This window comes from Streptomyces celluloflavus (assembly GCA_000720995.1).
Lineage (GTDB): Bacteria > Actinomycetota > Actinomycetes > Streptomycetales > Streptomycetaceae > Streptomyces > Streptomyces celluloflavus.
Genome location: JOEL01000002.1, coordinates 75,366 through 100,556 on the forward strand (window position 1 = coordinate 75,366; position 25,191 = coordinate 100,556).

At 72.1% G+C, this 25,191-nt stretch carries 22 protein-coding genes and 7 tRNA genes; 17 read left to right on the top strand and 12 right to left on the bottom strand.

From position 1 onward, the window contains the following. Positions 1-10: 10 nt before the first annotated feature. Positions 11-1,369 carry a serine/threonine-protein kinase gene (locus IH09_RS02010; RefSeq protein ID WP_052853504.1) on the bottom strand — a complete coding sequence of 453 codons (1,359 nt, stop codon included), beginning with the start codon at positions 1,367-1,369 and terminating at the stop codon, positions 11-13. Between the two features lie 613 nt (positions 1,370-1,982). Between IH09_RS02010 and IH09_RS02015 the strand changes: the two genes are divergently transcribed. Continuing rightward, on the top strand, positions 1,983-2,192 hold the full coding sequence (locus tag IH09_RS02015; RefSeq protein ID WP_052853505.1) for a hypothetical protein: 210 nt from the start codon (positions 1,983-1,985) through the stop codon (positions 2,190-2,192). A 271-nt stretch (positions 2,193-2,463) separates the two neighbouring features. On the opposite strand, the gene IH09_RS02020 is transcribed toward IH09_RS02015, so the two are convergent. The 5 genes from IH09_RS02020 to IH09_RS02040 all read right to left on the bottom strand — a co-directional run bounded on the left by IH09_RS02020 (position 2,464) and on the right by IH09_RS02040 (position 2,931). Beyond that, positions 2,464-2,535: transfer RNA gene (locus IH09_RS02020), tRNA-Val, on the bottom strand. Between the two features lie 39 nt (positions 2,536-2,574). Continuing rightward, positions 2,575-2,646: transfer RNA gene (locus IH09_RS02025), tRNA-Val, on the bottom strand. Positions 2,647-2,676: 30 nt separating this feature from the next. Continuing rightward, a tRNA-Val gene (locus tag IH09_RS02030) sits at positions 2,677-2,748 on the bottom strand. A gap of 1 nt (position 2,749) precedes the next feature. Then, positions 2,750-2,823 (bottom strand) — tRNA-Cys (locus tag IH09_RS02035). A gap of 35 nt (positions 2,824-2,858) precedes the next feature. Further along, positions 2,859-2,931, bottom strand: a tRNA-Gly gene (locus tag IH09_RS02040). Between the two features lie 177 nt (positions 2,932-3,108). Here IH09_RS02040 and IH09_RS02045 point away from each other — a divergent pair. Genes IH09_RS02045 through IH09_RS02055 form a run of 3 tightly spaced genes read left to right on the top strand, consistent with a single transcriptional unit; the run spans position 3,109 to position 5,866 of the window. Then, a complete protein-coding gene (locus IH09_RS02045; protein ID WP_190233184.1) occupies positions 3,109-4,179 on the top strand; it encodes a chorismate-binding protein in 1,071 nt (356 codons plus the stop codon). After that, positions 4,176-5,000, top strand: a complete 825-nt coding sequence (locus IH09_RS02050) for an aminotransferase class IV (protein WP_052853507.1) — start codon at positions 4,176-4,178, stop codon at positions 4,998-5,000. The genes IH09_RS02045 and IH09_RS02050 overlap by 4 nt, the downstream gene beginning before the upstream one ends. A gap of 35 nt (positions 5,001-5,035) precedes the next feature. Beyond that, positions 5,036-5,866 carry a GNAT family N-acetyltransferase gene (locus IH09_RS02055; protein ID WP_052853508.1) on the top strand — a complete coding sequence of 277 codons (831 nt, stop codon included), beginning with the start codon at positions 5,036-5,038 and terminating at the stop codon, positions 5,864-5,866. Between the two features lie 92 nt (positions 5,867-5,958). Here the strand turns inward: IH09_RS02055 and IH09_RS02060 are convergent, their stop codons facing one another. After that, positions 5,959-6,480 (bottom strand): DsbA family protein, encoded by a 522-nt coding sequence (locus tag IH09_RS02060; RefSeq protein ID WP_052853509.1) that lies wholly within the window; start codon positions 6,478-6,480, stop codon positions 5,959-5,961. Between the two features lie 170 nt (positions 6,481-6,650). On the opposite strand from IH09_RS02060, the gene IH09_RS02065 reads away from it, so the two are divergent. Then, positions 6,651-7,106, top strand: a complete 456-nt coding sequence (locus IH09_RS02065; RefSeq protein ID WP_052853510.1) for a hypothetical protein — start codon at positions 6,651-6,653, stop codon at positions 7,104-7,106. A gap of 68 nt (positions 7,107-7,174) precedes the next feature. Beyond that, positions 7,175-7,330 (top strand): hypothetical protein, encoded by a 156-nt coding sequence (locus IH09_RS38765; protein WP_165484701.1) that lies wholly within the window; start codon positions 7,175-7,177, stop codon positions 7,328-7,330. A 56-nt stretch (positions 7,331-7,386) separates the two neighbouring features. Here IH09_RS38765 and IH09_RS02070 read toward each other — a convergent pair whose 3' ends face one another. Beyond that, a complete protein-coding gene (locus IH09_RS02070; RefSeq protein WP_052853511.1) occupies positions 7,387-7,953 on the bottom strand; it encodes a CGNR zinc finger domain-containing protein in 567 nt (188 codons plus the stop codon). Between the two features lie 228 nt (positions 7,954-8,181). Continuing rightward, positions 8,182-8,595, bottom strand: a complete 414-nt coding sequence (locus IH09_RS02075) for an SsgA family sporulation/cell division regulator (protein WP_003959770.1) — start codon at positions 8,593-8,595, stop codon at positions 8,182-8,184. A 481-nt stretch (positions 8,596-9,076) separates the two neighbouring features. Here IH09_RS02075 and IH09_RS02080 point away from each other — a divergent pair. Together IH09_RS02080 and IH09_RS02085 are read left to right on the top strand one after the other, a co-directional pair. Then, positions 9,077-9,148: transfer RNA gene (locus tag IH09_RS02080), tRNA-Val, on the top strand. Positions 9,149-9,792: 644 nt separating this feature from the next. After that, positions 9,793-9,864 (top strand) — tRNA-Val (locus IH09_RS02085). 118 nt (positions 9,865-9,982) lie between these two features. On the opposite strand, the gene IH09_RS02090 is transcribed toward IH09_RS02085, so the two are convergent. Then, positions 9,983-10,708 (bottom strand): exonuclease domain-containing protein, encoded by a 726-nt coding sequence (locus IH09_RS02090; protein ID WP_052853783.1) that lies wholly within the window; start codon positions 10,706-10,708, stop codon positions 9,983-9,985. A gap of 277 nt (positions 10,709-10,985) precedes the next feature. Here IH09_RS02090 and IH09_RS02095 point away from each other — a divergent pair, with 277 nt between their 5' ends. From IH09_RS02095 to IH09_RS02120, 6 genes are all read left to right on the top strand, one after another. Beyond that, positions 10,986-11,552 (top strand): DUF4365 domain-containing protein, encoded by a 567-nt coding sequence (locus tag IH09_RS02095; RefSeq protein WP_052853512.1) that lies wholly within the window; start codon positions 10,986-10,988, stop codon positions 11,550-11,552. Continuing rightward, positions 11,552-12,739 (top strand): hypothetical protein, encoded by a 1,188-nt coding sequence (locus IH09_RS02100; protein ID WP_052853513.1) that lies wholly within the window; start codon positions 11,552-11,554, stop codon positions 12,737-12,739. Before IH09_RS02095 ends, IH09_RS02100 begins: the two co-directional genes overlap by 1 nt. Before the next feature lie 104 nt (positions 12,740-12,843). Further along, on the top strand, positions 12,844-14,823 hold the full coding sequence (thrS, locus tag IH09_RS02105; RefSeq protein WP_052853514.1) for a threonine--tRNA ligase: 1,980 nt from the start codon (positions 12,844-12,846) through the stop codon (positions 14,821-14,823). Positions 14,824-14,897: 74 nt separating this feature from the next. Next, positions 14,898-15,455, top strand: a complete 558-nt coding sequence (locus IH09_RS02110; protein ID WP_052853515.1) for an HIT family protein — start codon at positions 14,898-14,900, stop codon at positions 15,453-15,455. 92 nt (positions 15,456-15,547) lie between these two features. After that, a complete protein-coding gene (locus IH09_RS02115; protein ID WP_052853784.1) occupies positions 15,548-16,369 on the top strand; it encodes a polysaccharide deacetylase family protein in 822 nt (273 codons plus the stop codon). Further along, the gene (locus tag IH09_RS02120) at positions 16,369-17,574 is read left to right on the top strand and encodes a YVTN family beta-propeller repeat protein (protein WP_052853516.1); all 1,206 of its coding nucleotides are present in this window, start codon (positions 16,369-16,371) and stop codon (positions 17,572-17,574) included. The genes IH09_RS02115 and IH09_RS02120 overlap by 1 nt, the downstream gene beginning before the upstream one ends. Positions 17,575-17,604: 30 nt before the next feature. Here IH09_RS02120 and IH09_RS02125 read toward each other — a convergent pair whose 3' ends face one another. Further along, positions 17,605-19,284 carry a hypothetical protein gene (locus IH09_RS02125; RefSeq protein ID WP_052853517.1) on the bottom strand — a complete coding sequence of 560 codons (1,680 nt, stop codon included), beginning with the start codon at positions 19,282-19,284 and terminating at the stop codon, positions 17,605-17,607. A 122-nt stretch (positions 19,285-19,406) separates the two neighbouring features. Then, positions 19,407-21,605: an elongation factor G-like protein EF-G2 gene (locus tag IH09_RS02130; RefSeq protein WP_052853518.1), complete on the bottom strand. Its 2,199-nt coding sequence runs from the start codon at positions 21,603-21,605 to the stop codon at positions 19,407-19,409. A 334-nt stretch (positions 21,606-21,939) separates the two neighbouring features. Between IH09_RS02130 and pgsA the strand changes: the two genes are divergently transcribed. The 3 genes from pgsA to IH09_RS02145 are packed head-to-tail and all read left to right on the top strand — an operon-like array spanning position 21,940 to position 24,844. Next, on the top strand, positions 21,940-22,596 hold the full coding sequence (gene pgsA / locus IH09_RS02135; RefSeq protein ID WP_052853519.1) for a phosphatidylinositol phosphate synthase: 657 nt from the start codon (positions 21,940-21,942) through the stop codon (positions 22,594-22,596). Beyond that, positions 22,593-23,687 carry a phosphatidylinositol mannoside acyltransferase gene (locus tag IH09_RS02140; RefSeq protein ID WP_240150931.1) on the top strand — a complete coding sequence of 365 codons (1,095 nt, stop codon included), beginning with the start codon at positions 22,593-22,595 and terminating at the stop codon, positions 23,685-23,687. Before pgsA ends, IH09_RS02140 begins: the two co-directional genes overlap by 4 nt. Further along, entirely contained in the window at positions 23,684-24,844 is a 1,161-nt protein-coding gene (locus tag IH09_RS02145; protein ID WP_052853520.1) for a glycosyltransferase family 4 protein, read from the top strand. Before IH09_RS02140 ends, IH09_RS02145 begins: the two co-directional genes overlap by 4 nt. The last annotated feature ends 347 nt before the right edge of the window (positions 24,845-25,191 follow it).

Genomic DNA, 25,191 nt, shown 5'->3' on the forward strand with positions numbered 1-25,191 from the left:
CGTCCGGTCCTCAGCCGTCCGTCCGCGGACCGTCCGCCGGCGGCTCTTCCGCCGGCTGCCCGGCCGCGGACGGGGCGGACACCGGTGCCACCGGCCGCTCCACCCCCAGGCCGCGGGTCGGCCCCTGGCAGCCCTGGGCCGCCGCGATCCCCAGCGCCACCAGCAGCGTCACGGTCACGAACACGGTGATCCGCTGCCGCAGCAGCCGTCGGTCGGGACCCGGCCGGCGCCCGGCCGACGTCGTCCGCACCGGGGAGCGCGCACCCTTGCGCGCGGCGGGCCGCGCCGCCGGGACCCGCCCCGTGTTCCGCCCGGCCGCCCGCGGATCCGTGCCCGCCGCTGGCGGCGCCGGTGCGGCCGGCCGGGGCGGCGCCTCGCGCTGGGCCGGCGGCCGGGCCGACTGCGGACGCGGTGTGGGGGTGCCGGCCGCCCGGCGCACCGTGCGCTGCCGCGCGTACTCCTCGGCCCGCTGCCCGGTCGGCCGGCCACCGGGACGGCGCTCCCGCCCCCAGTCGGCCCCGCCCTCCGCCGGATCGCCCGACAGACCGTGCGCCTCGCGGGCCGCGATCTCCTTGAGCCGCAGCGACAGCGACAGCGTGCTCGGGCGGTCCGCCGGATCCTTGGCGAGACAGGCCGCGAGCAGCGGTGCCAGCGCGTCCGGGACCCCGGCCAGCTGCGCCTCCTCGTGCACCACGCGGTAGAGCATGACCTCGGAACTGCCCTGTCCGAAGGGCGAGTCCGCGGTGCAGGCGTAGGCGAGCGTCGCGCCCAGCGAGAAGATGTCCGTCGCCGGTGTCACCGCGGCCCCGCGCACCTGCTCGGGCGCGAGAAACCCCGGCGAGCCGATGGCCGTACCGACATGCGTCAGCGTGCTGGCGCCGGTGGCCCACGCGATGCCGAAGTCGATGATCCGCGGCCCCTTGGGCGACAGCAGGATGTTCGACGGCTTCAGATCGCGGTGCACCACCCCCGCGTCGTGCACGGCCAGCAGCCCCTCGGACAGCGCCGCGCCGACGGAGGCGACCTGCGCCGGGGACAGCGGCCCCTCCTCGTTCACCTTGTCGTGCAGCGAGGGCCCCGGTACGTACTGGGTGGCGAACCACGGCCGGTCCGCGTCGAGATCGGCCGCGACCAGCCGGGCCGTACAGCCGCCGCGGATCCGCCGGGCCGCCGACACCTCGCGCGCGAACCGCGAGCGGAACTCCTGATCCTCCGCCAGATCCGGCCGGATCACCTTCAGAGCCACCCGCTGCCCGCGCTTGTCGGAGCCGAGATAGACCACGCCCATCCCGCCCGCGCCGAGCCTGCGGTGCAGCCGGAACGTGCCGACGACACGCGGGTCCTCGCGCCGGAGCCGCATCATCGCCATGTCCGTCCCCTACCTGCGGTGGGGAGGCCCCACTCCGCTGCCAACCGTCTGACGTCGCACAGCTTACGGATTGACGGCGCGCTGTGCTGATAGGCCGCGCATGCGTCGGCAACCGGATTGCCGGCGACGGCCGGGACCCGCGCCGCCCGGGACGGAACCGGACGGCGTACGGCCCGACTTCCCGCGCGCTATCTCAAGGGTCCGACGCCGCAGGTGGATTGACGCACCGACAGATGGCCGGAGCGGGCGCCCAGGGGAGGCCGGGGACCGGGCCGGGGCGTACGGCACGATGCCGGGCCGGGCGGACCGGGCGGGCCGCGGCACGCGGGGGAGCGGCCGAAGTGAGCGAAGTCACCGGCCGCCGCGGATCCCCGGTGCGCGGGGCGGACCTCCGGGTGCCCTCTCGGGGATGTCCCCAGGTCCCGGCCCCGCCATCTCCACCCAGGGGAGTACGTCACCCACCGTGCCGTCATCCTCCTGGAGGCGGGGCAATCGATACGTCGGCATGACGACCGGCGCCCGCCGGATGCCTAATGTGGAGTTCCAGCGGCGGGCGTGGTACTCGTCCCCCGAGGTCGGACGCCCGCCGCTGCCACAGAACAGGAGCGGCACGATGGCGGACGGCTCAGGACGGGCGGCCCTCCGGACGCAGGGGCGCAGGGCCGCCGCGGCGTTCGGCGGCCGGCAGTCCTCCGGTACCCGCCATCCGCTCGTCGCGGTGGCCATGGTGCTGCCGCTGGCGGTCCTCCTGGCCGTGGTGTTCGGCGGCTGGGAAGCCGTCATCACACAGGCGTCGTCCGTGGTCGGAATGCTGGGGCGCTGAGCGCCCCGGTCCCGGGAGAGCGGCCCGGGACAGGCTTCGGACCGGAACCCCGTGGGGACGGGGGTACGGCGGACGGCAGGAATGGCCGGGCATCTGGGGAGATGCCCGGCCATCTGGCATTCCGGGCCCACGGCGCCGCACCGCCCGGCGCACGGGAGCCCACGGGAGTTGGTCCGCCGCGGCAGCGCCCGGAGCGGCTGCTCCCCTCCCGCCGGTCCGCCCGGACAACGACCGAGGGCCGGAGCGATTGCTCCGGCCCTCGGTCTGGATGTGGACGATACTGGGATTGAACCAGTGACCTCTTCCGTGTCAGGGAAGCGCTCTCCCGCTGAGCTAATCGTCCTCGGGACCACGGATCTCGATGATCTCCGTGGATACTGCGTGCGCGATACTGGGATTGAACCAGTGACCTCTTCCGTGTCAGGGAAGCGCTCTCCCGCTGAGCTAATCGCGCGGGACGGATACCCCGTGACCGGGGATCCAGTGGACGATACTGGGATTGAACCAGTGACCTCTTCCGTGTCAGGGAAGCGCTCTCCCGCTGAGCTAATCGTCCTTGGAGGTGGAGACGGGATTTGAACCCGTGTAGACGGCTTTGCAGGCCGTTGCCTCGCCTCTCGGCCACTCCACCAGGAGTGAAGGGGTTCGGGAAGATCCCCCACATCGAGCGGACGACGAGACTCGAACTCGCGACATCCACCTTGGCAAGGTGGTGCTCTACCAACTGAGCTACGTCCGCAGGTATCTCTCCCAGACTACGTCGGGGAGTCACCTGGCCTCCGGGGCGCTTTCGCGTCCCGGCGACGTGTTGAACTCTAGCGGATTCCGGGGCCAGTACAAAAACGCGTTTGTGCAGCGTGCTGCGGTGCACGCTCGCCCACGGCGGCGGTCGGGGCCCCGCCATAGACTCGTTGACGTGCGCTCCTTCCCTGCCATGGCCCGCTTCGGCGGCCTGATAGCCACCGACCTGCGCGATGTCACCAGCGATCCCGCGGCCCTCGACTCGACGGGCTGGTGGGCGGTGGTCGCGGACTTCGAGGGAGCGGTGGTCTGTGCCCGCTTCGGCGATGTCCGCCCCGCGACGGCCGCCGACGGGCCCGCTCCCGACCACTGGCGCGGCCCCGGGCCCGGCGACTGGCACAGCTCCCTGGACCGCGGCGCCTATACCGCGGGCGTACGTCGGATACGTGAATACATCGCGGCCGGCGAGGTCTACCAGGTGAATCTCTGCCGGGTGCTCACCGCACCGCTGCCCGACCCCGCCCGTGCCGACGTGGACGCGCTGACCGCGGTGCTGGCCCGCGGCAACCCCGCCCCGTACGCGGGCACGGTCCGGCTGCCCGCCCACGGCATCGAGGTCGCCACTGCCTCGCCCGAGCTCTACCTGCGGCGCGCCGGCCGCACCGTCGAGTCCGGTCCGATCAAGGGGACCGGCCGGACCGCCGCGGACCTGTCCGAGAAGGACCGGGCGGAGAACGTGATGATCGTGGACCTGGTCCGCAATGACCTCGGCCGGGTCTGCGCCTCCGGCACCGTGACCGTCCCGGCACTGTGCGCCGTCGAACCGCACCCCGGCCTCGTCCACCTCGTCTCCACCGTGCGCGGCGAACTGGCCGAGGGGCACGAGCGGACGGCCTGGGCGGATCTGCTCGGCGCCACGTTCCCGCCCGGTTCGGTGACCGGGGCACCCAAGTCCAGCGCCCTGCGGATCATCGACGAACTGGAGACCGCACCGCGCGGCCCGTACTGCGGTGGCGTCGGCTGGGTCGACGCGGACCGCCGCACCGGGGAGCTCGCCGTCGGGATCCGGACCTTCTGGATCGACCGCACCGCCCCCGGCGGCCCCGTCCTGCGCTTCGGCGCCGGGGCGGGCATCATCTGGGACTCCGACCCCGAGCGGGAGTGGGCCGAGACCGAGTTGAAGGCCGCCCGGCTGCTCGCGGTAGCGTCTGGCCGGTACGAAGCGAGCGGAGGGAAACGACGATGAAGATCTGGCTCAACGGGGGACTGCGGGACGCCGACGGCGCCCGGGTCTCGGTTTTCGACCACGGGCTGACGGTCGGCGACGGTGTCTTCGAGACCCTCAAGGCCGACCACGGACGTGCCTTCGCCCTCACCCGGCACCTGGAACGCCTGACGGCCTCCGCCCGGGGGCTCGGCCTGCCCGACCCCGACCTGGACGAAGTGCGGCGCGGCTGCGCGGCCGTCCTGGACGCCAACCCGATGGCGCTCGGCCGGCTGCGGATCACCTACACCGGCGGCGTCTCACCGCTCGGTTCGGACCGCGGTGAGTCCGGTACGACGCTGGTCATCGCGCTCGCCGAGACGCACCGCCGCCCCGACACCACCGCCGCCGTCACGGTCCCCTGGACCCGAAACGAACGCGGTGCGCTCAGCGGCCTGAAGTCCACGTCGTACGGCGAGAACGTCGTCGCGCTCGCCCGCGCCCGCGAACTGGGCGCCTCCGAGGCCCTGTTCGCCAACACCGTCGGCGCGCTCTGCGAGGGCACCGGCTCCAACGTCTTCGTCGTCCTCGACGGCGAACTGCACACCCCGCCGCTGACCTCCGGCTGCCTCGCGGGCATCACCCGCGCCCTCACCGTCACCTGGGCGGGCGCCAAGGAGACCGATCTGCCGCTGGACGCCCTGGAGCGGGCCGACGAGATCTTCCTGACCTCCACGCTGCGCGATGTGCAGGCCGTGACGCGGATCGACCGCCGCCAACTCGCGGACGGGCCGGGGCCGGTGACGGCCGAGGCGATGCGGATCTTCGACGCGCACGCGGCCGCCGACTTCGATCCGCGGTGATGACGGTGGCGCGGGCGGACGGGTAGAAAGTCCTCGTGACCACAACGCTGCGGCCCGCGGGACCGGAAGAACGACGGGACGACGGGGTCCGCGCCCGTCCGTACGACATCTGCGTCAACGGCCGCCGGGCCGGCGGGATCCGGCTGGCCACCGACGCGCGGTTCGACCCCGGTGCCGGCCGGATCGAGGCCCTGGACATCGACGCGCTCGACCGGCACCGCGGGCGCGCCACAGTCGCCGCTCTCGCCGCCGAGGAAGTGCTGCGCGGCTGGGGCTGCCGGCAGATCGAACTGACCGTCCCGGCGGAGGCCGCGGCCGGGCTGCGGCTCGCGGCCGCCCTCGGCTACACCGAGCGCAGCCGCCGGATGGCCAAGGCGCTCACCGCGCCGCCCGAACTCCCCGCGGCCGCCCGTGACCGTCCGCTCGGCGCGGCGGAGTACCCGGCCTGGCACGCCGCGGCGCACGCCGCCTATGTGCGGGTGCAGATGGCGCTGGGGATGTCCCGGGAGCGGGCCGAGCGGCTGTCGGCGGAGGGGCATCGCAGGATGCTGCCGGACGGCGCCGGCACGGACGGCCACGCGCTGCGGATCCTCGCGCACGACGGCACGGATGTCGGCAGCGTCTGGGTCGCCCTGCGGATGCCGGGCGAATCCGGCGGCTATGTCGTCGATGTGACGGTGGACCCCGCCCACCGCGGCCGGGGCCACGGCCGCACGCTGATGCTTCTCGCCGAGCGGATCTGCCTCGCCGCGGGCCGTCCGGTCCTGGGCCTCAACGTCTACGCGGACAACGCCCCCGCGCTCGGGCTCTACCGCTCGCTCGGCTACCGGCCCACCGCGTACCTGCTGTGGAAGCCGATCCTGTGACGGCGGGCCGCCGGGCCCCCGGCCACCGGGCGCTCCGGTGGCCGGTACGGCCCTGAAGCGCCCGCGGGACCCCGGGACTCGTGCCGCCGTGCTCAGCCCTGCCCGGCCAGCAGCCGGTCGGCGATCTCCTCGATCCGGGCGCGCAGGCCCTCCTGGCTCTCGCCGCCGTCCAGCCGCTCCCCGCCGATCACATACGTCGGGGTACCGGTCACACCGATCGCCTTGCCCTCCGCCTGGTCCGCGTCGACGATCAGCAGATGCCGCCCGTCGACGAGCGCGGTGTCCAGCTCCTCGGCGTCCAGCCCCAGCTCCCCGGCGACCTCCAGGAGCAGCCGCTCGCCGCGGCCGTCGAGCTCCTCGGTACGGGCCAGCACCGCCTCGGCGTACTCCCGGCCCTTGCCCTGGTCCACCGCCTCCTCGGCGGCCTGGGCCGCGACGTAGGCGTACTTGTGCTTCGGCAGCGGGAAGTGGCGCAGCCGGATGTCGAGCCGGTCGCCGTAGCGCTCGCGCAGCGCCCGCAGGTCCTGCTGGGCGGCGTGGCAGTCCGGGCACTGGAGATCGCACCAGACGTCGAGGACGGCGCGGGCGGTGGTGGCGGCGGTGAGGTCGTTCATGGGAGCAGTCTCCCAGCCCGTGACCAGGCCCTCGCACTGGGACCTGCGGAGGAGCGGTACCCCGAGATGTCCCTGAGGCCGGGCCGGAACGTGGCCCTCGGAGCGTCGGACAAGGCAGGATGGAGGGGAGCGCGGATCGTACGCTCGTTCATCGATGGCAGGAGGACCGGATGCTGACCTCGACCGTCTGTGCCGCGGTGTCGGCGGCGGGCCTGGGTATCGCCGCGTTGACGGCATACCGCAAGCGGTTCCTGGCCGCGACCCGCATCGCGGCTTTTTCCCTCATCCCCGTCGGCCTGGTGATGACGGGTGTCATCGACTGGCTCACCGGCATCGTCTTCAAGCCCACGGTCTGGGCCGGCTTCGGGGTGCTGGCGCTCTCCGCCGTGCTGTTCGTGATCGGCCGGGCCGTGGAGCGCCACCGCGGCATCGGCGGCCGCAAGGAGCGCAAGGCCGCGCCGGAATCCCGGACCGCCGCGGTGGCGCCCGCCGCCTCCGCGCCCTCCCTCGGCGCCGGCCGCACGGGAGCCGAGGTGGCTGCACCGCCGAAGACCCAGGGCAGGAGCGGCGCACCCAAGGATGACTTCTCGGACATCGAAGCGATCCTGAAAAAGCACGGGATCTGATGAACTCCCGCTGCTGAGGAGCGTATGAGGCGCGCTCCGGCGATCATGTGCGCCATGATGCGCGCGAGATGAACGATGAGTGCGCCCTGGCCCGGAACGATGCCCCGGACCCCGAACCGCGCGGATGTCTTTTCGCGCTGTCCCAGCCGCCGTTGATGCTCTTCCTCGGCTTCATCGGCTTTCTGCTCCTGCTCGGTGCGGTCCACGACCTCTTTCTCCTGTGAGGCCGCGACCGCGCCGCCCGGACCTGCGAAGACCGTGGAGAGGCCGCCCGGCGGGATCAGCCCGCGGCCTCCCGGCGGCGCGCGCGGTACGCCGCGACATGCAGCCGGTTTCCGCATGTCCGGCTGTCGCAGTAGCGCCGGGAGCGGTTGCGTGAGAGGTCGACGAAGGCATGCCGGCAGTCGGGGGCCTCGCAGCGCCGCAGCCGTTCCCGCTCCCCGGCGACGAGGAGGAAGGCCACCGCCATCCCGCCGTCCGCGGCCAGATGATCGGCGACCGAGGCGCCCGGTGCGAAGTAGTGGACGTGCCAGTCGTAGCTGTCGTGATCGGTCAGCTGCGGGGTGGTGCCCGCGGAGGCGACCAGCTGGTTCAGCAGCGCGGCGGCGGTGCGGTCGTCGTTCGCGGCGAAGACCTGCGCGAACCGCGCCCGGACGGACCGGACGGCCGCCAGATCGTTCTCGCCCAGGACACCCACGTCGCTGATGTTGTGGCGCCGCACGAAGTCCGCGAGGGCCCCGAGGCCGGTGAGGCTGTCCGGTGCGCCGGGCGACTCGCCCTCCGGAGCGGAGTTGAGCAGAGCGACGACCGCGTCGAGCGCACACCGGGTGTCATGGGTGATCATCACGGTTCTGCTCCCTGGCCGCACGGGGCCGGACGGGTCCCGCCCCTGGTGTCCTTGCCGAATGGTCGCCGACTCTAGCGCTTCGAACAAGCTTCGGCGCCGTCTCCGCGGTGGGTCCGCGGCGACGGCGCCGAAGTGTGCCGTATGAACTTGTCGGTCCTGCGCCGTCGCCCCGAGTCGGACGGTCGCAAGTCGTGAGCGGATGGGTGCAATGGGTGGCTGTGGTACGCCTCAACTCTCCGCGAGGATGTGGGAGAGCTCCGTGTCGAGATCGAAATGCCGGTGTTCCGTACCGGGTGGCACGGCGGCGTCGGTCCTCTTCAGGAACGATTCGAGGGCCCGCGCGGGGGCCTCCAGGAGGGCTTCGCCTTCCGGGGAACTCAGGGCGATGCAGACAACGCCCTGTCCGTGGCTCCGGGACGGCCATACGCGGACGTCTCCGGTGCCCGTGGGCCGGTGCAGGCCCTCGGCGAGGAGGTCGCGGGCGAATACCCACTCGACGGTCTCCTCGGCTCCGGTGTGGAAGGTGGCATGCACGGCATACGGATCGGCCGTGTCATACCGCAGGCCCGCGGGTACAGGCAGTGAGGACTCGCTCGACACAACGAGGCGCAGGTGCAGCTCGCAGCTGACCGTGGTGTTCATAAGCGCCAGGGCCTTTCGCTCAGTGTGCGCTCGGGGATTCGCACGTCGGCGAAATCGACATGCCACCTACGGTGCCGTTGTAAACCCCTCTGACGGTTTTGGGTGGCTTCCCGTACCTCTTACGGCGGATTGCGCGATCGCCGTCGACGGGAATTCCCTGGACGGATCTCGTCCGGTAAGTCCCGCCCCGTGAATACGGAGAGTGATGGGTGATCGGGCGTTGCGGAGGGTGTCGCGACGGCCCGGCGTCCGCCCGGCTCCGGGCACCGCATTCCGTACGGCGCTCCCGGCTCGTAGCCCCCGTCCGGCCCGGTCGGCGGTCTTCGGCGGTGCGGCGGCGGGCGTCGGTGCGGTGAGCACCGCCGTGCCGCTCGCGATATGCGGCGGGCGGGTTCGGCGCCGCGCCGCCGTGGTGCGTCGGCGGCTGCTCCCCAGGTGGTCATGGACCCCCGCCGACGTGGGGTAATGTTGGCGCCGCACCGGGCGATTAGCTCAGTGGGAGAGCGCTTCGTTCACACCGAAGAGGTCACTGGTTCGAACCCAGTATCGCCCACCCCGGACAGCGGCCCGGAGGCTTCAAGCCTCCGGGCCGCTGTGTCAGTTGGGGGTGGGTGCGCCCATCCGGGTGGTACACCGGGACCATGCCCGGTCGGCCGCGCCGTCCACACAGCTGTCACTTCCGCGGCGTATGGCCGCTCAGCGCCCCGCCCACTGCCGTCTACGCAGCCCTTGAAAATCTCGCGGCGTATCCCTGGTGGTGGCCGCAGGTGTGCGAAGCGACGCCCGTTGACGAACGGTGTGCGGTCGCCCGGTTCCGCTCGCTGCTGCCCTTCGGCCTGACGGTTGTCGTCGGCGGGGGCGTACGGGATCCGGATGAGGGGACGCAGGCCGGGTGGGGATCTGGACGGACAGTCGAGCCGGATGACGGCAGGACGCGGGTCCGCTTCGTCCGGGAGGCCGGGGTGTGCGAGCCCTCGCCGCGCCCGATCGCGGTGCCTGCGCGGCCGCTGTTCCTCGTCCACTACGCGCTGATGATGCGCGCCGGGCGCCGCGGGCCGGCTTCCCGGCCGGTCCGCGGAGGAGGGGCGGCGAACGGTGCCGCACGGTGGCCGCGGTGGGTGCGGAATCAGGAATTTGATGGAAGGCACCGGCGGCCTGTATTGTTCAGGTCGTTCGCGGGAAACACCGCAGACACCCGGGCGATTAGCTCAGTGGGAGAGCGCTTCGTTCACACCGAAGAGGTCACTGGTTCGAACCCAGTATCGCCCACCGGGATCAAGGACCGGGTCACCAATTGGTGACCCGGTCCTTTTCGTTGAGCGCCGCATTCGGTACCGGCCGGCGCTGCGCGGATCGGCGAATACGCCGGGAATGTGCTGATGAGTCATCAGGCCGCGGTGGTGAGACCGGGGCGCAGCGGCCAGTGCGGATCGACGGCCTCCGGGGTACCGCTGCGGGAGAACCATTCCTGTAGACCGCGGGCCTGCGCGGCGTGCCAGATCGCCTGCCGGGTGTGCAGCTCGGCCGGTTGCAGTCCGTCCAGCCGGGCGGCGAAGCGGTGTCCCAGTGCCCGGACGACGCGCAGCGCGGCGAGCGCGTCGGCCGCCGCCTCGTGGGCGCCGGTCAGCTCGACCTCGTAGTGCGCGCACAGGTCGGTGAGGGTACGGCGGCCCTTGCGGTAGCGGTCGAAGTGCTTGTCGAGGACCCGGGGGTCCAGGACGCACAGCGGATGGGCGCCCAGATAGGTGTCGAGGGAGGCGGCCCGGTGCCGCTTCAGCTCGCGGTCCAGGAGGGTGAGATCGAACGGGGCGTTCATCACGACCAGCGGGCGTCCGGCCGGCACCTGGGCGGCCAGGGAGCGCGCGATCTCCTCCAGCGCCGGCGCCGGCCAGCGGCCGTGGCGCGCGAGATGGTCCCCGGTCAGGCCGTGCACCGCGGTGGCCGCCTCGGGTATCGCGACGCCGGGGTTGATCAGCCAGTGGGTGGTGCGCGGGGTGGCGCGCGGGGTCTCCTGGACCACCAGGGCCGCGGAGACGACGCGGTCCCGTTCCACGTCGATGCCCGTCGTCTCGGTGTCGAAGGAAGCAAGCGGACCGTCATACCAGCACGGCATCATCCCAACTCCTCGCGCTCGTACGGTGGGTGACGGTGCACGCCACCCGAGCTGGTGATACCCGAGCCGCCGGGTGGTCGAACCGTCCTTGTTTGCGGACCACTTGACGCGGAGACAACCACAGGGACGGGCCGGCGCGATCCGCGCGGTCCGGCGGCGGCGCCTCCGGGCGTCACCGGGCGCGGCCGACGGCGCGCGGAGTTCTCCCGTACGCGGCCTGCCACTTCCCCGTCGTCCCTGTCACCTTCGATCGGCACAGCCCGGAAGGCATTGAGCGATGACGCTCGCGCAGCCCGAACCGGGCGGGCTGCTGCCACAGCGGATCACCCCGCGGCGCGGCGGACTCGCCACGACCGCCTGCATGGAGACCCTCCAGGTGGGCTATCTGCACGCGATTGCCGCCGCCTCCGGGTGCTCGCTGGCGCAGCCCTTCCCGGACAACGGAATCGACTGGCACGTCAGCCACGGTGCGCCAGGGCACACCGTCGACGACGAGGTCACCATCAAGGTGCAGCTCAAGTGCACCTACCAGACCGCACCGCGCCCACCGGGGCCGACCTTCGCCTTCACCCTCGACAACGATCATCTGGTGAAGCTGGCCCGTACCCCCGTGGCGGTGCACAAGATCCTGGTCGTGATGCTGGTGCCGCGCACCCAGGAGGACTGGCTGCGGGCCGGCCACGACCGGCTCGAACTGCGGCACTGCTGCTACTGGATCAATCTGGCCGGCCATGCGGTGACCGGCCGGCGCAGGACCACTGTGCGGATCCCGACGGCGCGGATCTTCGACGACCGCGCGCTCTGCGAGATCATGACGCGGGTCGGGGCGGGAGGGAGACCCTGATGTACCGGCCGACCGATGAGTACGACGCGACGCCGCCGGACCCCACGCAGGTCGATCCGGCGGTGCTCGGCGCGCTGCTGGCCCGGCACGGGTGGCGGCGCCGGGGCGGGACCGCCGGGCACTACGCCCGGTGGACGCCACCCGGCGGGGGCGGCGGCGCGAGCCTGCTGGTGCCGCACGACCACCGGTTCCCCGACAGCGGGGAGCTGCTGGGCGAGGCGCTGGCGTCGCTGGCGCAGAGCGGCCTGCCGTCCGCCCGTGACGTGCTGACGGGGCTCGCGGTGCCCAGCGACGAGGTGCACTGGGAGCGCGAGGTCCCGGACGACGGTTCGGGCGCCGCGCTGTGGGTGGCCCAGGAGCGGCTGCGGGGTGCCGCGCGCGCGATGCTGCTGGCCGGCGCGCTGGGCACGTACGGCCGGGCCGGGTTCTACGGCGCCAGGTACAAGCGGCGGGCCGAGGGGTTCCTGGGCCAGGTGCTGGCCGGCCCCGCGTCGGCCGGGCGCCGGCTGACCGCGTTCGTCCCGGTGGGGGCCGGGCGCCCGGCGGTCGCCGGGCTGCAGCGGGCGCTGCACGCGATCCGCGACGCGACGGACTACCAGCGGGCCACCGGCGGGATGGAAGCCTTCGACGCGGCCGTCGCGCTGGGTGTCTGCCATGAGCTGGCGGAGGCGCTGATCGCGCTGGTGCGGGACGCGGAGGGGGTGCGGATCGCGGTGGAGTGGTCACCGGCGGCCGGCGTCCCGGGCGGTTTCGCGGCCCGCCCCGAGCCGGTGGAGTTCTCGCCCGGTGATCTGCCCGCGCTCCAGCAGGCGGCGCAGCGCTACGTACGGGACGAGCCGTCGCTGCCGGTGCGGGTGACCGGGGCGGTCGTACGGCTGCGCCGGGAGCGGCCGGGCGGGCCGGGGGCGGTGCGGCTGCGGGTGATCAACGGGGCCGATGTGGTGCAGGTGCGGGTCGCGCTGGGGGAGGAGGACTACCGGATCGCGGGGCACGCGCATCTGGTGGGGCTGCCGATCCGGGTGAGCGGGCGGCTGGAGAGCCGGGGCGGTTTCCGGCGGATCACCGGTGGCCGCGATGTCACGCCCGTACAGGTCGACGAGGCGGAGCGGGACCGGCTGATGAAGTCCCTCCAGGAGAATCTGGACTTCTTCGAGGAGGCGTGCGGCGGGCCGCTGGGCGAGGAGTAGCGGGGGCGCCGGACAATCCGTTTCGCGGTCCGGTCCGGCGGCTCGGTACGATTCGGCTGCGCAGCAATCGCTGACGTGAGGGAAACATGAGTCAGGAGAGACCGGTGTCAGACGTCCGTGTGACCGTCCAACGCGATTCCGAGCGGGAAGAACGCGTGGTGACCACGGGGACTACGGCCGCCGACCTCTTCCAGGGTGAGCGCAGTGTCGTCGCCGCACGGGTGGCCGGTGAGCTGAAGGACCTCGCCTACGAGGTCGCCGACGGCGACGCGGTCGAGGCCGTGGAGATCACCTCCGAGGACGGTCTGAACATCCTGCGGCACTCCACCGCGCATGTGCTGGCGCAGGCCGTGCAGGAGCTGTTCCCGCAGGCGAAGCTCGGTATCGGCCCGCCCATCAAGGACGGCTTCTACTACGACTTCGATGTCGAGACCCCGTTCCACCCGGACGATCTCAAGCGCATCGAGAAGAAGATGCAGGAGATCCAGAAGCGCGGGCAGAAGTTCGCGCGCCGGGTGGTGAGCGACGACGCCGCGCGCGAGGAGCTGGCCGACGAGCCGTACAAGATCGAGATGATCGGCCTCAAGGGCTCGGCCGCGGAGGCCGCCGAGGGGGCGTCCGCCGAGGTCGGCGCCGGTGAGCTGACGATCTACGACAACCTCGACGCCAAGACCGGCGAGCTGTGCTGGAAGGACCTCTGCCGCGGTCCGCACCTCCCGAGCACCCGCGCCATCCCGGCCTTCAAGCTGATGCGCTCGGCGGCCGCGTACTGGCGCGGCAGCGAGAAGAACAAGCAGCTCCAGAGGATCTACGGCACCGCCTGGCCCACCAAGGACGAGCTCAAGGCGCATCTGGAGTTCCTCGTCGAGGCCGAGAAGCGCGACCACCGCAAGCTCGGCGCCGAGCTGGATCTGTTCTCCATTCCGGAGGACATCGGTTCGGGCCTGGCGGTCTTCCACCCCAAGGGCGGCATCATCCGCCGCACCATGGAGGACTACTCCCGCCGCCGGCACGAGGAGTCGGGGTACGAGTTCGTCTACACCCCGCACGCCACCAAGGGGAAGCTGTTCGAGAAGTCGGGCCACCTGGACTGGTACGCCGACGGCATGTACCCGCCCATGCAGCTGGACGAGGGCACGGACTACTACCTCAAGCCCATGAACTGCCCGATGCACAACCTGATCTTCGATGCGCGGGGCCGGTCCTACCGTGAACTGCCGCTGCGCCTCTTCGAGTTTGGGACCGTGTACCGCTACGAGAAGTCGGGCGTCGTGCACGGCCTGACCCGGGCCCGCGGCTTCACCCAGGACGACGCGCACATCTACTGCACCAAGGAGCAGATGGCGGACGAGCTCGACTCGACGCTGACCTTCGTACTCGACCTGCTGCGCGACTACGGTCTGAACGACTTCTACCTGGAGCTGTCCACGAAGGACCCGGAGAAGTTCGTCGGCGAGGACGACGCCTGGGAGGAGGCCACCGAGACGCTGCGCAAGGTGGCCGAGAAGCAGGGCCTCCCGCTCGTTCCGGACCCGGGCGGCGCCGCGTTCTACGGCCCGAAGATCTCCGTCCAGGCGAAGGACGCGATCGGCCGCACCTGGCAGATGTCCACCATCCAGCTGGACTTCAACCTGCCGGAGCGGTTCAGCCTCGAATACACCGCCGCCGACGGCTCCAAGCAGCGTCCGGTCATGATCCACCGCGCGCTGTTCGGCTCGATCGAGCGGTTCTTCGCGGTGCTGCTGGAGCACTACGCGGGCGCGTTCCCGGCGTGGCTCGCGCCGGTGCAGGCGACCGGTATCCCGATCGGCGACGCGCATGTGCCCTACCTCCAGGAGTTCGCCGCCGAGGCGAAGGCCAAGGGGCTGCGGATCGAGGTCGACGCCTCCTCGGACCGGATGCAGAAGAAGATCAGGAACGCGCAGAAGAGCAAGGTGCCGTTCATGATCATCGCGGGTGACGAGGACGTGGCGAACGGCGCGGTGTCCTTCCGCTACCGCGACGGATCGCAGAAGAACGGCATTCCGCGCGACCAGGCCATCGCGGAGATCGTCGACGCGGTGGAGCGCCGGATCCAGGTGTGAGCACGGCCCCGCCCGCGCGGGGAGGTCGGGGCCCCGGGGAGACCCGGGGCCCTGCGCCGTACCGGGAAAGTCATATGCTGCGTTTCATGACGAGTGAGCCGGAGCAGCAGATCGGAGTAGGGACGCAGGACGCCTTCCAGCGCCTGTGGACGCCCCACCGGATGGCGTACATCCAGGGGGAGAACAAGCCGAGTGGCCCGGGGGCCCGGGACGGCTGCCCGTTCTGCTCGATTCCCGCGAAGTCGGACGAGGACGGCCTCGTGATCGCGCGTGGTGAGCACGTTTACGCGGTGCTGAACCTCTACCCCTACAACGGGGGCCACCTCATGATCGTCCCGTTCCGGCACGTCGCCGATTACACGGAGCTGGACGGCCCGGAGACCGCGGAGCTCGCCGAGCTGACGAAGCGGGCGATGACCGCGCTGCGCACCGCGTCCGGGGCGCACGGGTTCAACATCGGGATGAACCAGGGCAGCGTCGCCGGCGCGGGCATCGCGGCGCATCTGCATCAGCACGTCGTACCGCGCTGGGGCGGGGACACCAACTTCATGCCGGTGGTCGGCCACACCAAGGTGCTGCCCCAACTCCTCGCCGACACTCGGGCGATGCTCGCCGACGCCTGGCCCGCATAAGCCGCTTCCGCCACGGGCGCCCGGGACGACACGCACCCGTATGAATCGGGCGAATCGCCCAAACTTGGATTAGCTGCCCCTCTAATGGGGTGGTGACCTCCCTGGATCGCCGCTCCGTGCTGCGCGTGGCCGCCTCGGCCGTGGCCACCGGCGCGCTCGGGTCGGGCTGCGCCCCGGCCGGTACGGACTCCCCGGCCGTACGGACCCCCGGCGCCCCGCGCTCCGGCCGGCCCAGCGCGCCGGACTCCGCCCGGCCGGGCGGAGTCCCGTCCGCCCCGGCGCACGCCGCCCGGCCGCCGACACGGGTACCCGGGATGCCTGTCCAGATCGAACACGGGCCACGGGACGGCCACGCGGTCGCGCTGACCTTCCACGGCCGGGGCGACCCCAGGACGGCCACCGCACTGCTGGACGAGGCCGAGCGGGCCGGTGCCCGGGTCACCGTGCTCGCCATCGGCGACTGGCTCGACGAGCAGCCCGCGATGGCCCGCCGGATCCTCGACGGCGGCCATGAGCTGGGCAACCACACCATGCACCACCGCAACATCTGCGCCCTGCCCGCCGACGCGGCGTATGCCGAGATCAGCCGGTGCGCCGAGCGGCTGCGCACGCTCACCGGCACCATCGGCAGCTGGTTCCGGCCCTCGCAGGCGCAGCGGGCCACCGATCTGGTGACCCGGCTGGCCCGTAAGGCGGGCTATCCGCACGTCCTGTCCTACGACGTGGACTCCCTCGACGCGAGCGACCCCGGCGCACCGGCCGTCCGGCGCACGGTTCTGGACCGGGTCCGCCCGGGGTCCATCGTGAGCCTCCACCTCGGGCACGCCGGCACGGTGGCCGCGCTGCCCCCGATCCTCGACGGCCTGCACCGGCGCGGACTGCGTGCGGTGACGACAACGGAGCTAGTGACGTGATGGCTGACCGGACCCGTACCCCCCACCGCACGACGTCCCGCACCGGCCGCCGGGCCGCGCTGCTCGCCGTGGCCTGCGCGCTGGCGGTGGCCGGCTGCGGCGGCGGCACCAAGACCAAGGCCGCCGAGCACAGCCCGCACCCCGTCAGGCCCGCACCGGCCAAAGCGGTCAAGCCCGGTCTGCCCGGGATGCCGCCGGTGCTGGACGAGAACGACATCTACGCGGCGGACCGGCCCGGCAAGCTGGCACCGGAGGTCCGGGACTTCCCCTCGCGGGTGTACGTGCCCAACACCGAATCCGAGAGCGTCAGCGTCATCGACCCGGAGACGTACAAGGTCATCGAGACGATCCCGGTCGGTATGCAGCCGCAGCACGTCGTGCCGTCCTGGGACATGAAGACGCTCTGGGTCAACAACGACCGGGGGAACGACCTGACGCCGATCGACCCGGCTACCGGCAAGGCCGGCGACCGCGTCGACGCCCACGACCCGTACAACCTCTACTTCACGCCCAACGGCAAGTACGCGATCGTGATGGCCTCGAAGGACAAGGAACTCGTCTTCCGCGACCCCCGGACCATGGAGGAACGCAAGACCGTGCCGGTGACCTGCTCGGGCGTCAACCACGCCGACTTCTCGGCCGACGGCAGGTACTTCATCGTCTCCTGCGAGTTCTCCGGCGAACTGCTCAAGGTCGACACCGAGAAGATGGAGGTCATCGACCAGCAGAAGCTGCCGTTCGAGGGCGCGATGCCGCAGGACGTGAAGATCTCGCCGAACGGCAAGACCTGGTACATCGCCGACATGATGGCCGACGGGGTGTGGATCCTCAACGGCGACACCTTCGCCGAACCGAAGCTGCTGCCGACCGGCAAGGGAGCCCACGGCCTCTACGTCAGCCGCGACTCCAAGAACCTCTACATCTCCAACCGCGGCGAGGGCTCCGTCTCACTCCTCGACTTCGCCTCCGGCCGGCTCGTCGACAAATGGCATATCCGCGGCGGCGGCAGCCCCGATATGGGCGGCGTCTCCGCCGACGGCAAGGTCCTGTGGCTGTCCGGCCGCTACAACGCCGAGGTCTACGCCCTGGACACCCGCACCGGCGAGACGCTGGCCAAGATCCCGGTGGGCCAGGGGCCGCACGGCCTTGCGGTCTACCCGCAGCCGGGGCGGTACTCGCTGGGGCATACGGGGATCTTCCGGTAGGGGGCCGGGACGGGCCGCCTCGCGCTGCGGCTACGCGTTGTACTCGTCCGCCTTCCTCGGCTCGACGCTCTGGATCACGCCGCTGAGGGCCAGGGAGCGGTTGTCGAAGCGCTCTGTGTCGACGCCGTTCTCCCGCAGGACGCTCATGGCGGCGGAGTGGACCGTACGCAGCACGGGGGTCGCGGCGCGCAGGGCGTCGTCGGCCATGAAGCGGTGGCGCCAGGGCTTGTCGGCCCAGACATGGCGCAGGCCGAAGGGCTCCGGGAGGGTGAGCTTGCCGCCGAGGAAGTCCAGCAACGGGGGGAACCAGGTCAGCGGGGCGCGGGCGGCGAGCCGGACGACCTCGCCGGGGTGCATGAGCGGGAGGTTGTGGGTCTTCGTCTCCCAGAACTTCACGACCTTGGAGACCGTCTTGGTACGGGGCGACGGCCCGGCCGTGAAGAGCGAGTTGACCGGGCCGAGGGCGTGGCCGGTCACCTCGATGCGCAGCGTCTCGTGCAGCACGGTGACGGTGATCATCAGGGTGATGACGAGCTGGCCGTCCCAGAGGACGAACTGGACGCCCAGATAGTGGCGGTTGCCGCTGCCGAACTGCTGCTCATTGCAGATGCGCTCGATCTCGTGCCCGCGGACCTGGTACGACTCGACGTCCGTGCCGTCCGGATGGGAGACCGCCTTGGCCTTCTCGCCGACCGGGACGACGATCCAGTGGCGTACCGACGGCGGCTGCTGGAATCCGCCGGTGTGCAGCGGGCTGCGCTCCAGCAGCCGCAGCCGGTCGTGGATGACGCGGATGACGTCCCAGCTGCGGAACGGGTGGATCTCGGTGCCCTCCTGCGCGGGCCGGAGCTCCTCGGCGAGCTGCCAGCTGCCCCAGCGGGTGCCCATACCGAGAATGCCCTTGGGGCCGGCGTAGAAGACGACGTTGCTGCGCTGCTCGGCGGAGACTTTGGCGAGATTCTGCCGGAGGGTCTCGGCCGAGGTGTGGTTCGGGTCCTGCGGCACCGCCTCGGGGATCTTCGCGGCCACCCCGCCGCCGTCCAGCAGCCCCGACCAGGCGCTCCGCATCGCCACCGCGGTCGTTTCGCAGATCTGCTTGGCCCACCACCAGCCGACGACCGGGAGGACGATCATGGCGCGGACGTAGATCGGCCAGAAGCCGTCGAACGGCAGCTTGATCATGAAGAACAGGGCGACACCGGCGAGCGCGGCCAGCAGCACCCCACCGAGCGCGGAGACACCCTTGCCCTCGCTCTTGGCGAGCATCTTCTTGAGCTGGAAGGAGCCCAGCCACAGCAGCACACCGGGCAGGAACAGCAGGCCGAACAGCACCATCACGGCGGTGAGCTTGGCGTCCCGCTGCTTACGGACGCGGGTGGCGGACAGGCAGTGCTCGACGACGATCTGCGGTTCGATACCGAAGGACGGGATGAGCGCCTTGCGGCCGCCGCCGAGCATCCGCACCTGGACGGCACGCGCGAACGCCTCGCCGAGATTGGGCTCGAACAGCGACAGCTTCGGTTTCTTGATCTCGGACGCGGCGGACTCGGAATCGGCCTTGGAGATATCGGCGAGCGGGCTGTCCCGATAGGCCACCGAGGCCAGCGCCTGGGTCGCCGCCGTCTGCCCCGCGCCCCCCGAGAGCGGCACCTGCGCCCCGGGACTGAAGTCGAAGCTGTCTGCCACTACCGCCCCCATCACCGCACGCATCCGATGATGCGGCTGTTTCCCGGATACCGCCCACGGCACACCTGCCGTGCCGGTGACCTCAGCCTACAGCCGCCGTCCGGCCCAAGGGAGTTGAGCGGGGACAGCGGCTGACCCGGCGTCGGCTATGCGCCGTTCCCCGGCTGTTCGCGGAGTTTCGCGGCGAGCTGCGGCGGCATCGGCTCGTGCCGCAGGTAGACCCGCTGGAAGCGTCCGGTGCCGTGCGAGACGGAGGGCAGATCCACCGCGTACCTGCCGATCTCGATCTCCGGCACCTCGGCGCGTATCAGGGTGCGGCCCGCCCCCGACTGCTCGGTGCCCACCACCCGGCCGCGGCGCCCCGACAGATCGCTCATCACCGGGCCGACGAAGTCGTCCGGCACCAGCACACTCACCTCCGCGACCGGTTCCAGCAGGTCGATGCGGACCTCGGCGGCCGCCTCGCGCAGCGCCAGCGCGCCCGCCGTCTGGAACGCGGCGTCCGAGGAGTCGACGGAGTGCGCCTTGCCGTCGAGCAGCGTGACGCGGACGTCGACGAGCGGGCGCCCGGCGGCGACCCCGCGCGCGGCCTGGGCGCGTATGCCCTTCTCCACGGACGGAATGAACTGCCGGGGCACCGCGCCGCCCACGACCTTGTCCACGAACTCGATGCCGGAGCCGCCGGGCAGCGGCTCGACCTCGATCTCGCAGATCGCGAACTGGCCGTGGCCGCCGGACTGCTTCACATGCCGGCCGCGCCCCGAAGCCGGCGCGCCGAACGTCTCGCGCAGCGGCACCTGGTGCGCGACCGTGTCGACCTGGACGCCGTACCGGGTGCGCAGCCGCTCCAGCGCCACCTCGGCATGTGCCTCACCCAGGCACCACAGGACCACCTGGTGGGTGTCCGGACAGTGTTCGAGCCGCATCGTCGGGTCCTCGGCGACCAGCCGGGACAGGCCCTGCGAGAGCTTGTCGTCGTCGGCCTTGCTGTGCGCCTGGATGGCGACCGGCAGCAGCGGGTCCGGCATCGCCCACGGCTCCATCAGCAGCGGGGTGTCCCGGCCCGAGAGGGTGTCGCCGGTCTCGGCGCGGGACAGCTTCGCCACGCAGGCCAGATCGCCGGCGCTCGCCTGCGACAGCGGCCGCTGCTGTTTGCCGAAGGGGGCGGACAGCGCGCCGATCCGCTCCTCGACGTCATGGTCCTCATGGCCCCGGTCCTGCATACCGTGGCCGGAGACATGCACCGTCTCGTCCGGCCGCAGGGTGCCGGAGAAGATGCGGACGAGCGAGAGCCGGCCGACGTACGGGTCGGAGGTGGTCTTCACCACCTCGGCCACCAGCGGGCCGTCGGGATCGCAGGTCAGCGGCGGGCACGGGGCGCCGTCGGTGCCGGTGACGGCCGGTGCGTCGCGCTCGGCGGGCGTGGGGAAGCCGGCGGTGACCAGATCCAGCAGTTCGACGGTGCCCAGGCCCTGCCGGGAGCCGTCGGCGGCCGGGGCCGCGGCCAGCACGGGGTGGAAGGTGCCCCGGGCGACGGCCGTCTCCAGGTCGCCGATCAGGGTCTTGACGTCTATCTCGGCGCCGCCGAGATAGCGGTCCATGAGGGACTCGTCCTCGCTCTCGGCGATGATCCCCTCGATCAGGCGGGCCCGGGCCCGTGCGATCAGCGGCAGCTCGTCCGCCGTCGGCTCGCGTTCGGTGCGCTCGCCGGAGGAGTAGTCGAAGACCCGCTGGGAGAGCAGGCCGATCAGGCCGTGCACGGGGGAGTGGCCGTCGGCGCCCGGCGTGCCGTAGAGCGGCAGATACAGCGGGACCACGGCGTCCTGGTCCGCCCCGCCGAACGCTTCGCGGCAGATCTCGGTCATCTCCTCGAAGTCGGCGCGGGCCGCTTCCAGGTGGGTGACGACCAGCGCGCGCGGCATGCCGACCGCCGCGCACTCGTCCCAGACCATGCGGGTCGCACCCGCCACCCCGTCGGCCGCCGAGACGACGAAGAGGGCCGCGTCCGCGGCGCGCAGACCGGCCCTCAACTCCCCGACGAAATCGGCGTATCCGGGGGTGTCCAAGAGGTTGATCCTGACATCGCCCCACTCCACGGGGACCAGGGAGAGCTGTACGGAACGCTGCTGGCGGCGCTCGATCTCGTCGTAGTCGGAGAGGCAGCCGCCGTCCTCGACGCGGCCCGCCCGGTTGACCGCGCCCGATGCCAGGGCGAGGGCTTCGACCAGGGTGGTCTTCCCGGAACCGCTGTGGCCGACCAGCACCACGTTGCGCAGGGCCGTGGGCGGGCCGGCCGCCGATGCCCTTCCGGCGGCTCCCGGGTATGTGCTCGACTTCTCGCTCATGTGTCTCGCCTCCAGGTCGACACTTTGCGGTGATTCGAGCTTTCCACCGTGGCCATGCCGCGTCCATACATGGCACCGCGGGACCCGGGAGAGCCGGGAGACCTGGCGGACGGCACCAGGGGCCATCGGGGTCCGGGCGAGGCAGGGCGCCGCCGGGCGGCCGCAGCTTCGCCAGCACCCCCTGGGCCGCACGGGGGCACGGCGCGGCCCCGGCGAGCCGTGCGGTGCACCGTGCGCGGTGGTGCATTCGTGGTGCCGGGGGGCCGCCTGGCTACGATGGGCCAGCCGGTGGCCCCATTGACCGCGCGGCCCGAATCGATCCTCCGGGAAGGCCATGCTGAACAAGTACGCGCGTGCGTTCTTCACGCGTGTTCTCACGCCGTTCGCCGCCCTGCTCATCCGTCTCGGGGTCAGCCCGGACGCGGTCACCCTCGTCGGGACCGGCGGTGTGGTGGCCGGCGCCCTGGTCTTCTTTCCGCTGGGGGAGTTCTTCTGGGGCACGATCGTCATCACGCTGTTCGTCTTCTCCGACCTCGTCGACGGCAATATGGCGCGCCAGCTGGGCCGCTCCAGCCGCTGGGGCGCCTTCCTCGACTCCACCCTCGACCGGGTCGCCGACTCGGCGATCTTCGGCGGGCTCGCCCTCTGGTACGCCGGACGCGGCGACAGCCTGGTGCTCTGCGCGATGGCGATCTTCTGCCTGGCCAGCGGCCAGGTCGTCTCGTATACCAAGGCCCGTGGTGAGGCCATCGGGCTGCCGGTGGCCGTCAACGGTCTGGTGGAGCGCGCCGAGCGGCTGGTCATCACGCTCGTCGCCTGCGGCCTGTCCGGTCTGCACGCGTTCGGTGTGCCCGGCGTCCAGGTCCTGCTGCCGATCGCGCTGTGGGTCGTCGCCATCGGCAGCACCGTCACCCTCGCCCAGCGCGTGGTGACGGTGCGCCGCGAGTCGGCGGAGGCCGACGCCATCGCCCAAGGGGGGAACGGCGCATGAGCCGCAGTGGCGGGACCGAAGGAACCGGCGGGACCGGGGCGACGGAGGGGGCGGGGCGGACCGGGCGCGCCGGGAGGCCCGGCCTGCCGAAGATCGACACGGCGAGGCTGACGGACGGGCTCTACGGCCTCGGCTGGAGCACCGTCAAGAAGCTCCCGGAAGCGGTCGCCGTACGGCTCGGCCGGCAGATCGCCGATATGGCCTGGAAGCGCCGGGGGAAGGGCGTCCTGCGGCTGGAGGCGAACCTCGCCCGGGTCGTCCCGGACGCGTCGCCGCAGCGCCTGGCCCAGCTCTCCCGGGCCGGTATGCGCTCCTACATGCGGTACTGGATGGAGTCCTTCCGGCTGCCCTCGTGGAGCAAGGACCGGATAAGGGCGGGTTTCACACCCCAGGACGTGCACCACCTGGAGGAGGGTCTCAAGAGCGACCGCGGCGTCATCCTGGCCCTGCCCCACATGGGCAACTACGACCTCGCGGGTGTCTGGGTCACCACCAAGCTCGGCGTTCCCTTCACCACCGTCGCCGAGCGGCTCAAGCCCGAGTCCCTCTACGACCGCTTCGTCGCCTACCGCGAGGGACTGGGCATGGAGGTGCTGCCGCACACCGGCGGCGCCGCCTTCGGCACCCTGGCCCGGCGGCTGCGGGCCGGCGGCCTGGTCTGCCTGGTCGCCGACCGCGATCTGTCCAGCTCCGGGATAGAGGTGACGTTCTTCGGCGAGGCGACGAAGATGCCGGCCGGCCCCGCGATGCTCGCCGTGCAGACCGGCGCGATGCTGCTGCCCGTCACCCTCTGGTACGACGACACCCCGGTCATGCGGGGCCGCGTCCACCCGGAGATCGACGTACCGCCGACCGGCACCCGCGCCGAGAAGGCCGCCGCGATGACCCAGGCGCTGGCCGACGCCTTCGCCTCCGGTATCGCCGATCACCCCCAGGACTGGCACATGCTCCAGCGCCTCTGGCTCGCCGACCTGGAGCCCCGCGCCGGAGCCGGTGCCCCGCGCGACGAGAACGGTGCCCCGCGGGGCGGGGACGGTGCCCCGGGCCCCGGACCCGGTGGCGCCGACGCCGGCCGGACGGAGCAGCGGTGAAGATCGGGATCGTCTGTCCGTACTCATGGGACGTCCCCGGCGGCGTCCAGTTCCACGTCCGCGACCTCGCCGAGCATCTGATCAGGCTCGGTCACGACGTCTCCGTCCTGGCCCCGGCGGACGACGAGACACCGCTGCCGCCGTACGTCGTCTCGGCCGGCCGCGCCGTACCGGTCCCCTACAACGGCTCGGTCGCCCGGCTCAACTTCGGCTTCCTGTCCGCCGCCCGGGTGCGCCGCTGGCTGCACGACGGCGCCTTCGACGTCATCCACATCCACGAGCCCGGTACGCCGTCGGTCGGCCTGCTCGCCTGCTGGGCGGCGCAGGGTCCGATCGTGGCGACGTTCCACACCTCGAATCCGCGTTCCCGCTTCATGATCGCGGCGTATCCGATCCTGCAACCCGCGCTGGAGAAGATCAGCGCACGCATCGCGGTGAGCGAATACGCCCGCCGCACGCTCGTCGAACACCTCGGCGGCGACGCGGTGGTCATCCCCAACGGCGTGGACGTCGACTTCTTCGCCGGTGCGGAGCCGAAGGCCGAATGGCAGGGCCGGACGATCGGCTTCATCGGCCGGATCGACGAGCCGCGCAAGGGCCTGCCGGTCCTGATGAAGGCGCTGCCGCGGATCCTCGCCGAGGTGCCGGACGCCCGGCTGCTGGTGGCCGGGCGCGGTGACGAGGAGGAGGCCGTCGCGACGCTCCCCGCCGAACTGCGCTCCCGGGTCGAATTCCTCGGCATGGTGAGCGACGAGGACAAGGCCCGGCTGCTGCGCAGCGTCGATGTGTACGTCGCGCCGAACACCGGCGGCGAATCCTTCGGCATCATCCTGGTGGAGGCGCTGTCGGCCGGCGCGCCGGTGCTGGCCAGCGACCTCGACGCGTTCGCCCAGGTCCTGGACCAGGGGGCGGCGGGCGAGCTGTTCGCCAACGAGGACGCGGACGCGCTCGCCGCCGCTGCCGTCCGGCTGCTCGGCGACCCGGTACGGCTGGCCGAACTGCGCGAGCGCGGCAGCAAGCACGTACGCCGCTTCGACTGGTCGACGGTCGGCGCGGACATCCTCGCGGTGTACGAGACGGTCACCCACGGCGCCGCCTCGGTGGCGGCGGACGAGCGGACGGGCCGGCGCGCCCGCTGGGGAACGGCCCGGGACTGACACCGGGGGCGGCGCGGGAGCACGCCGCCCGGTACCCGCGCGCACCCGCCGGTGCCGGAACACCCCCGCCGCCGGGGCGCCCGGGACCGGATCGGCGGGCCCGACCGGGGTGACCGGCCTTTTCCGTGCGACCGAACCGATCGAAGCGGGCGGTTCTTCGGGGCGCTGCGACCCCTGTGTGCCCGCGGGAGCGCGCCACGTATGCGCGAGGCGGGCGTCACACATGACCGGGGGCCCAGCCGGTACGGGGAGCGGGGCGGACGGCCGGGTGCCGAACAGGGACAGCCCGTGCCGGGCCCGGAAGCGCCGGGCACAGGCGACGGTGAGCGCCGTCACCAGGCCCAGCT

Excerpts from the sequence above, each read along its gene's own strand:
- IH09_RS02095 (WP_052853512.1), top strand. The coding sequence starts at position 10,986 with ATGACGCTCGCGCAGCCCGAACCGGGCGGGCTGCTGCCACAGCGGATC.
- IH09_RS02015 (WP_052853505.1), top strand. The coding sequence starts at position 1,983 with ATGGCGGACGGCTCAGGACGGGCGGCCCTCCGGACGCAGGGGCGCAGG.
- pgsA (WP_052853519.1), top strand. The coding sequence starts at position 21,940 with ATGCTGAACAAGTACGCGCGTGCGTTCTTCACGCGTGTTCTCACGCCG.
- IH09_RS02130 (WP_052853518.1), bottom strand. The coding sequence starts at position 21,605 with ATGAGCGAGAAGTCGAGCACATACCCGGGAGCCGCCGGAAGGGCATCG.
- IH09_RS02140 (WP_240150931.1), top strand. The coding sequence starts at position 22,593 with ATGAGCCGCAGTGGCGGGACCGAAGGAACCGGCGGGACCGGGGCGACG.
- IH09_RS38765 (WP_165484701.1), top strand. The coding sequence starts at position 7,175 with ATGAACGATGAGTGCGCCCTGGCCCGGAACGATGCCCCGGACCCCGAA.
- IH09_RS02010 (WP_052853504.1), bottom strand. The coding sequence starts at position 1,369 with ATGGCGATGATGCGGCTCCGGCGCGAGGACCCGCGTGTCGTCGGCACG.
- IH09_RS02120 (WP_052853516.1), top strand. The coding sequence starts at position 16,369 with ATGGCTGACCGGACCCGTACCCCCCACCGCACGACGTCCCGCACCGGC.
- IH09_RS02100 (WP_052853513.1), top strand. The coding sequence starts at position 11,552 with ATGTACCGGCCGACCGATGAGTACGACGCGACGCCGCCGGACCCCACG.
- IH09_RS02065 (WP_052853510.1), top strand. The coding sequence starts at position 6,651 with ATGCTGACCTCGACCGTCTGTGCCGCGGTGTCGGCGGCGGGCCTGGGT.
- IH09_RS02110 (WP_052853515.1), top strand. The coding sequence starts at position 14,898 with ATGCTGCGTTTCATGACGAGTGAGCCGGAGCAGCAGATCGGAGTAGGG.
- IH09_RS02060 (WP_052853509.1), bottom strand. The coding sequence starts at position 6,480 with ATGAACGACCTCACCGCCGCCACCACCGCCCGCGCCGTCCTCGACGTC.
- IH09_RS02125 (WP_052853517.1), bottom strand. The coding sequence starts at position 19,284 with ATGCGTGCGGTGATGGGGGCGGTAGTGGCAGACAGCTTCGACTTCAGT.
- IH09_RS02075 (WP_003959770.1), bottom strand. The coding sequence starts at position 8,595 with ATGAACACCACGGTCAGCTGCGAGCTGCACCTGCGCCTCGTTGTGTCG.
- IH09_RS02050 (WP_052853507.1), top strand. The coding sequence starts at position 4,176 with ATGAAGATCTGGCTCAACGGGGGACTGCGGGACGCCGACGGCGCCCGG.
- IH09_RS02090 (WP_052853783.1), bottom strand. The coding sequence starts at position 10,708 with ATGCCGTGCTGGTATGACGGTCCGCTTGCTTCCTTCGACACCGAGACG.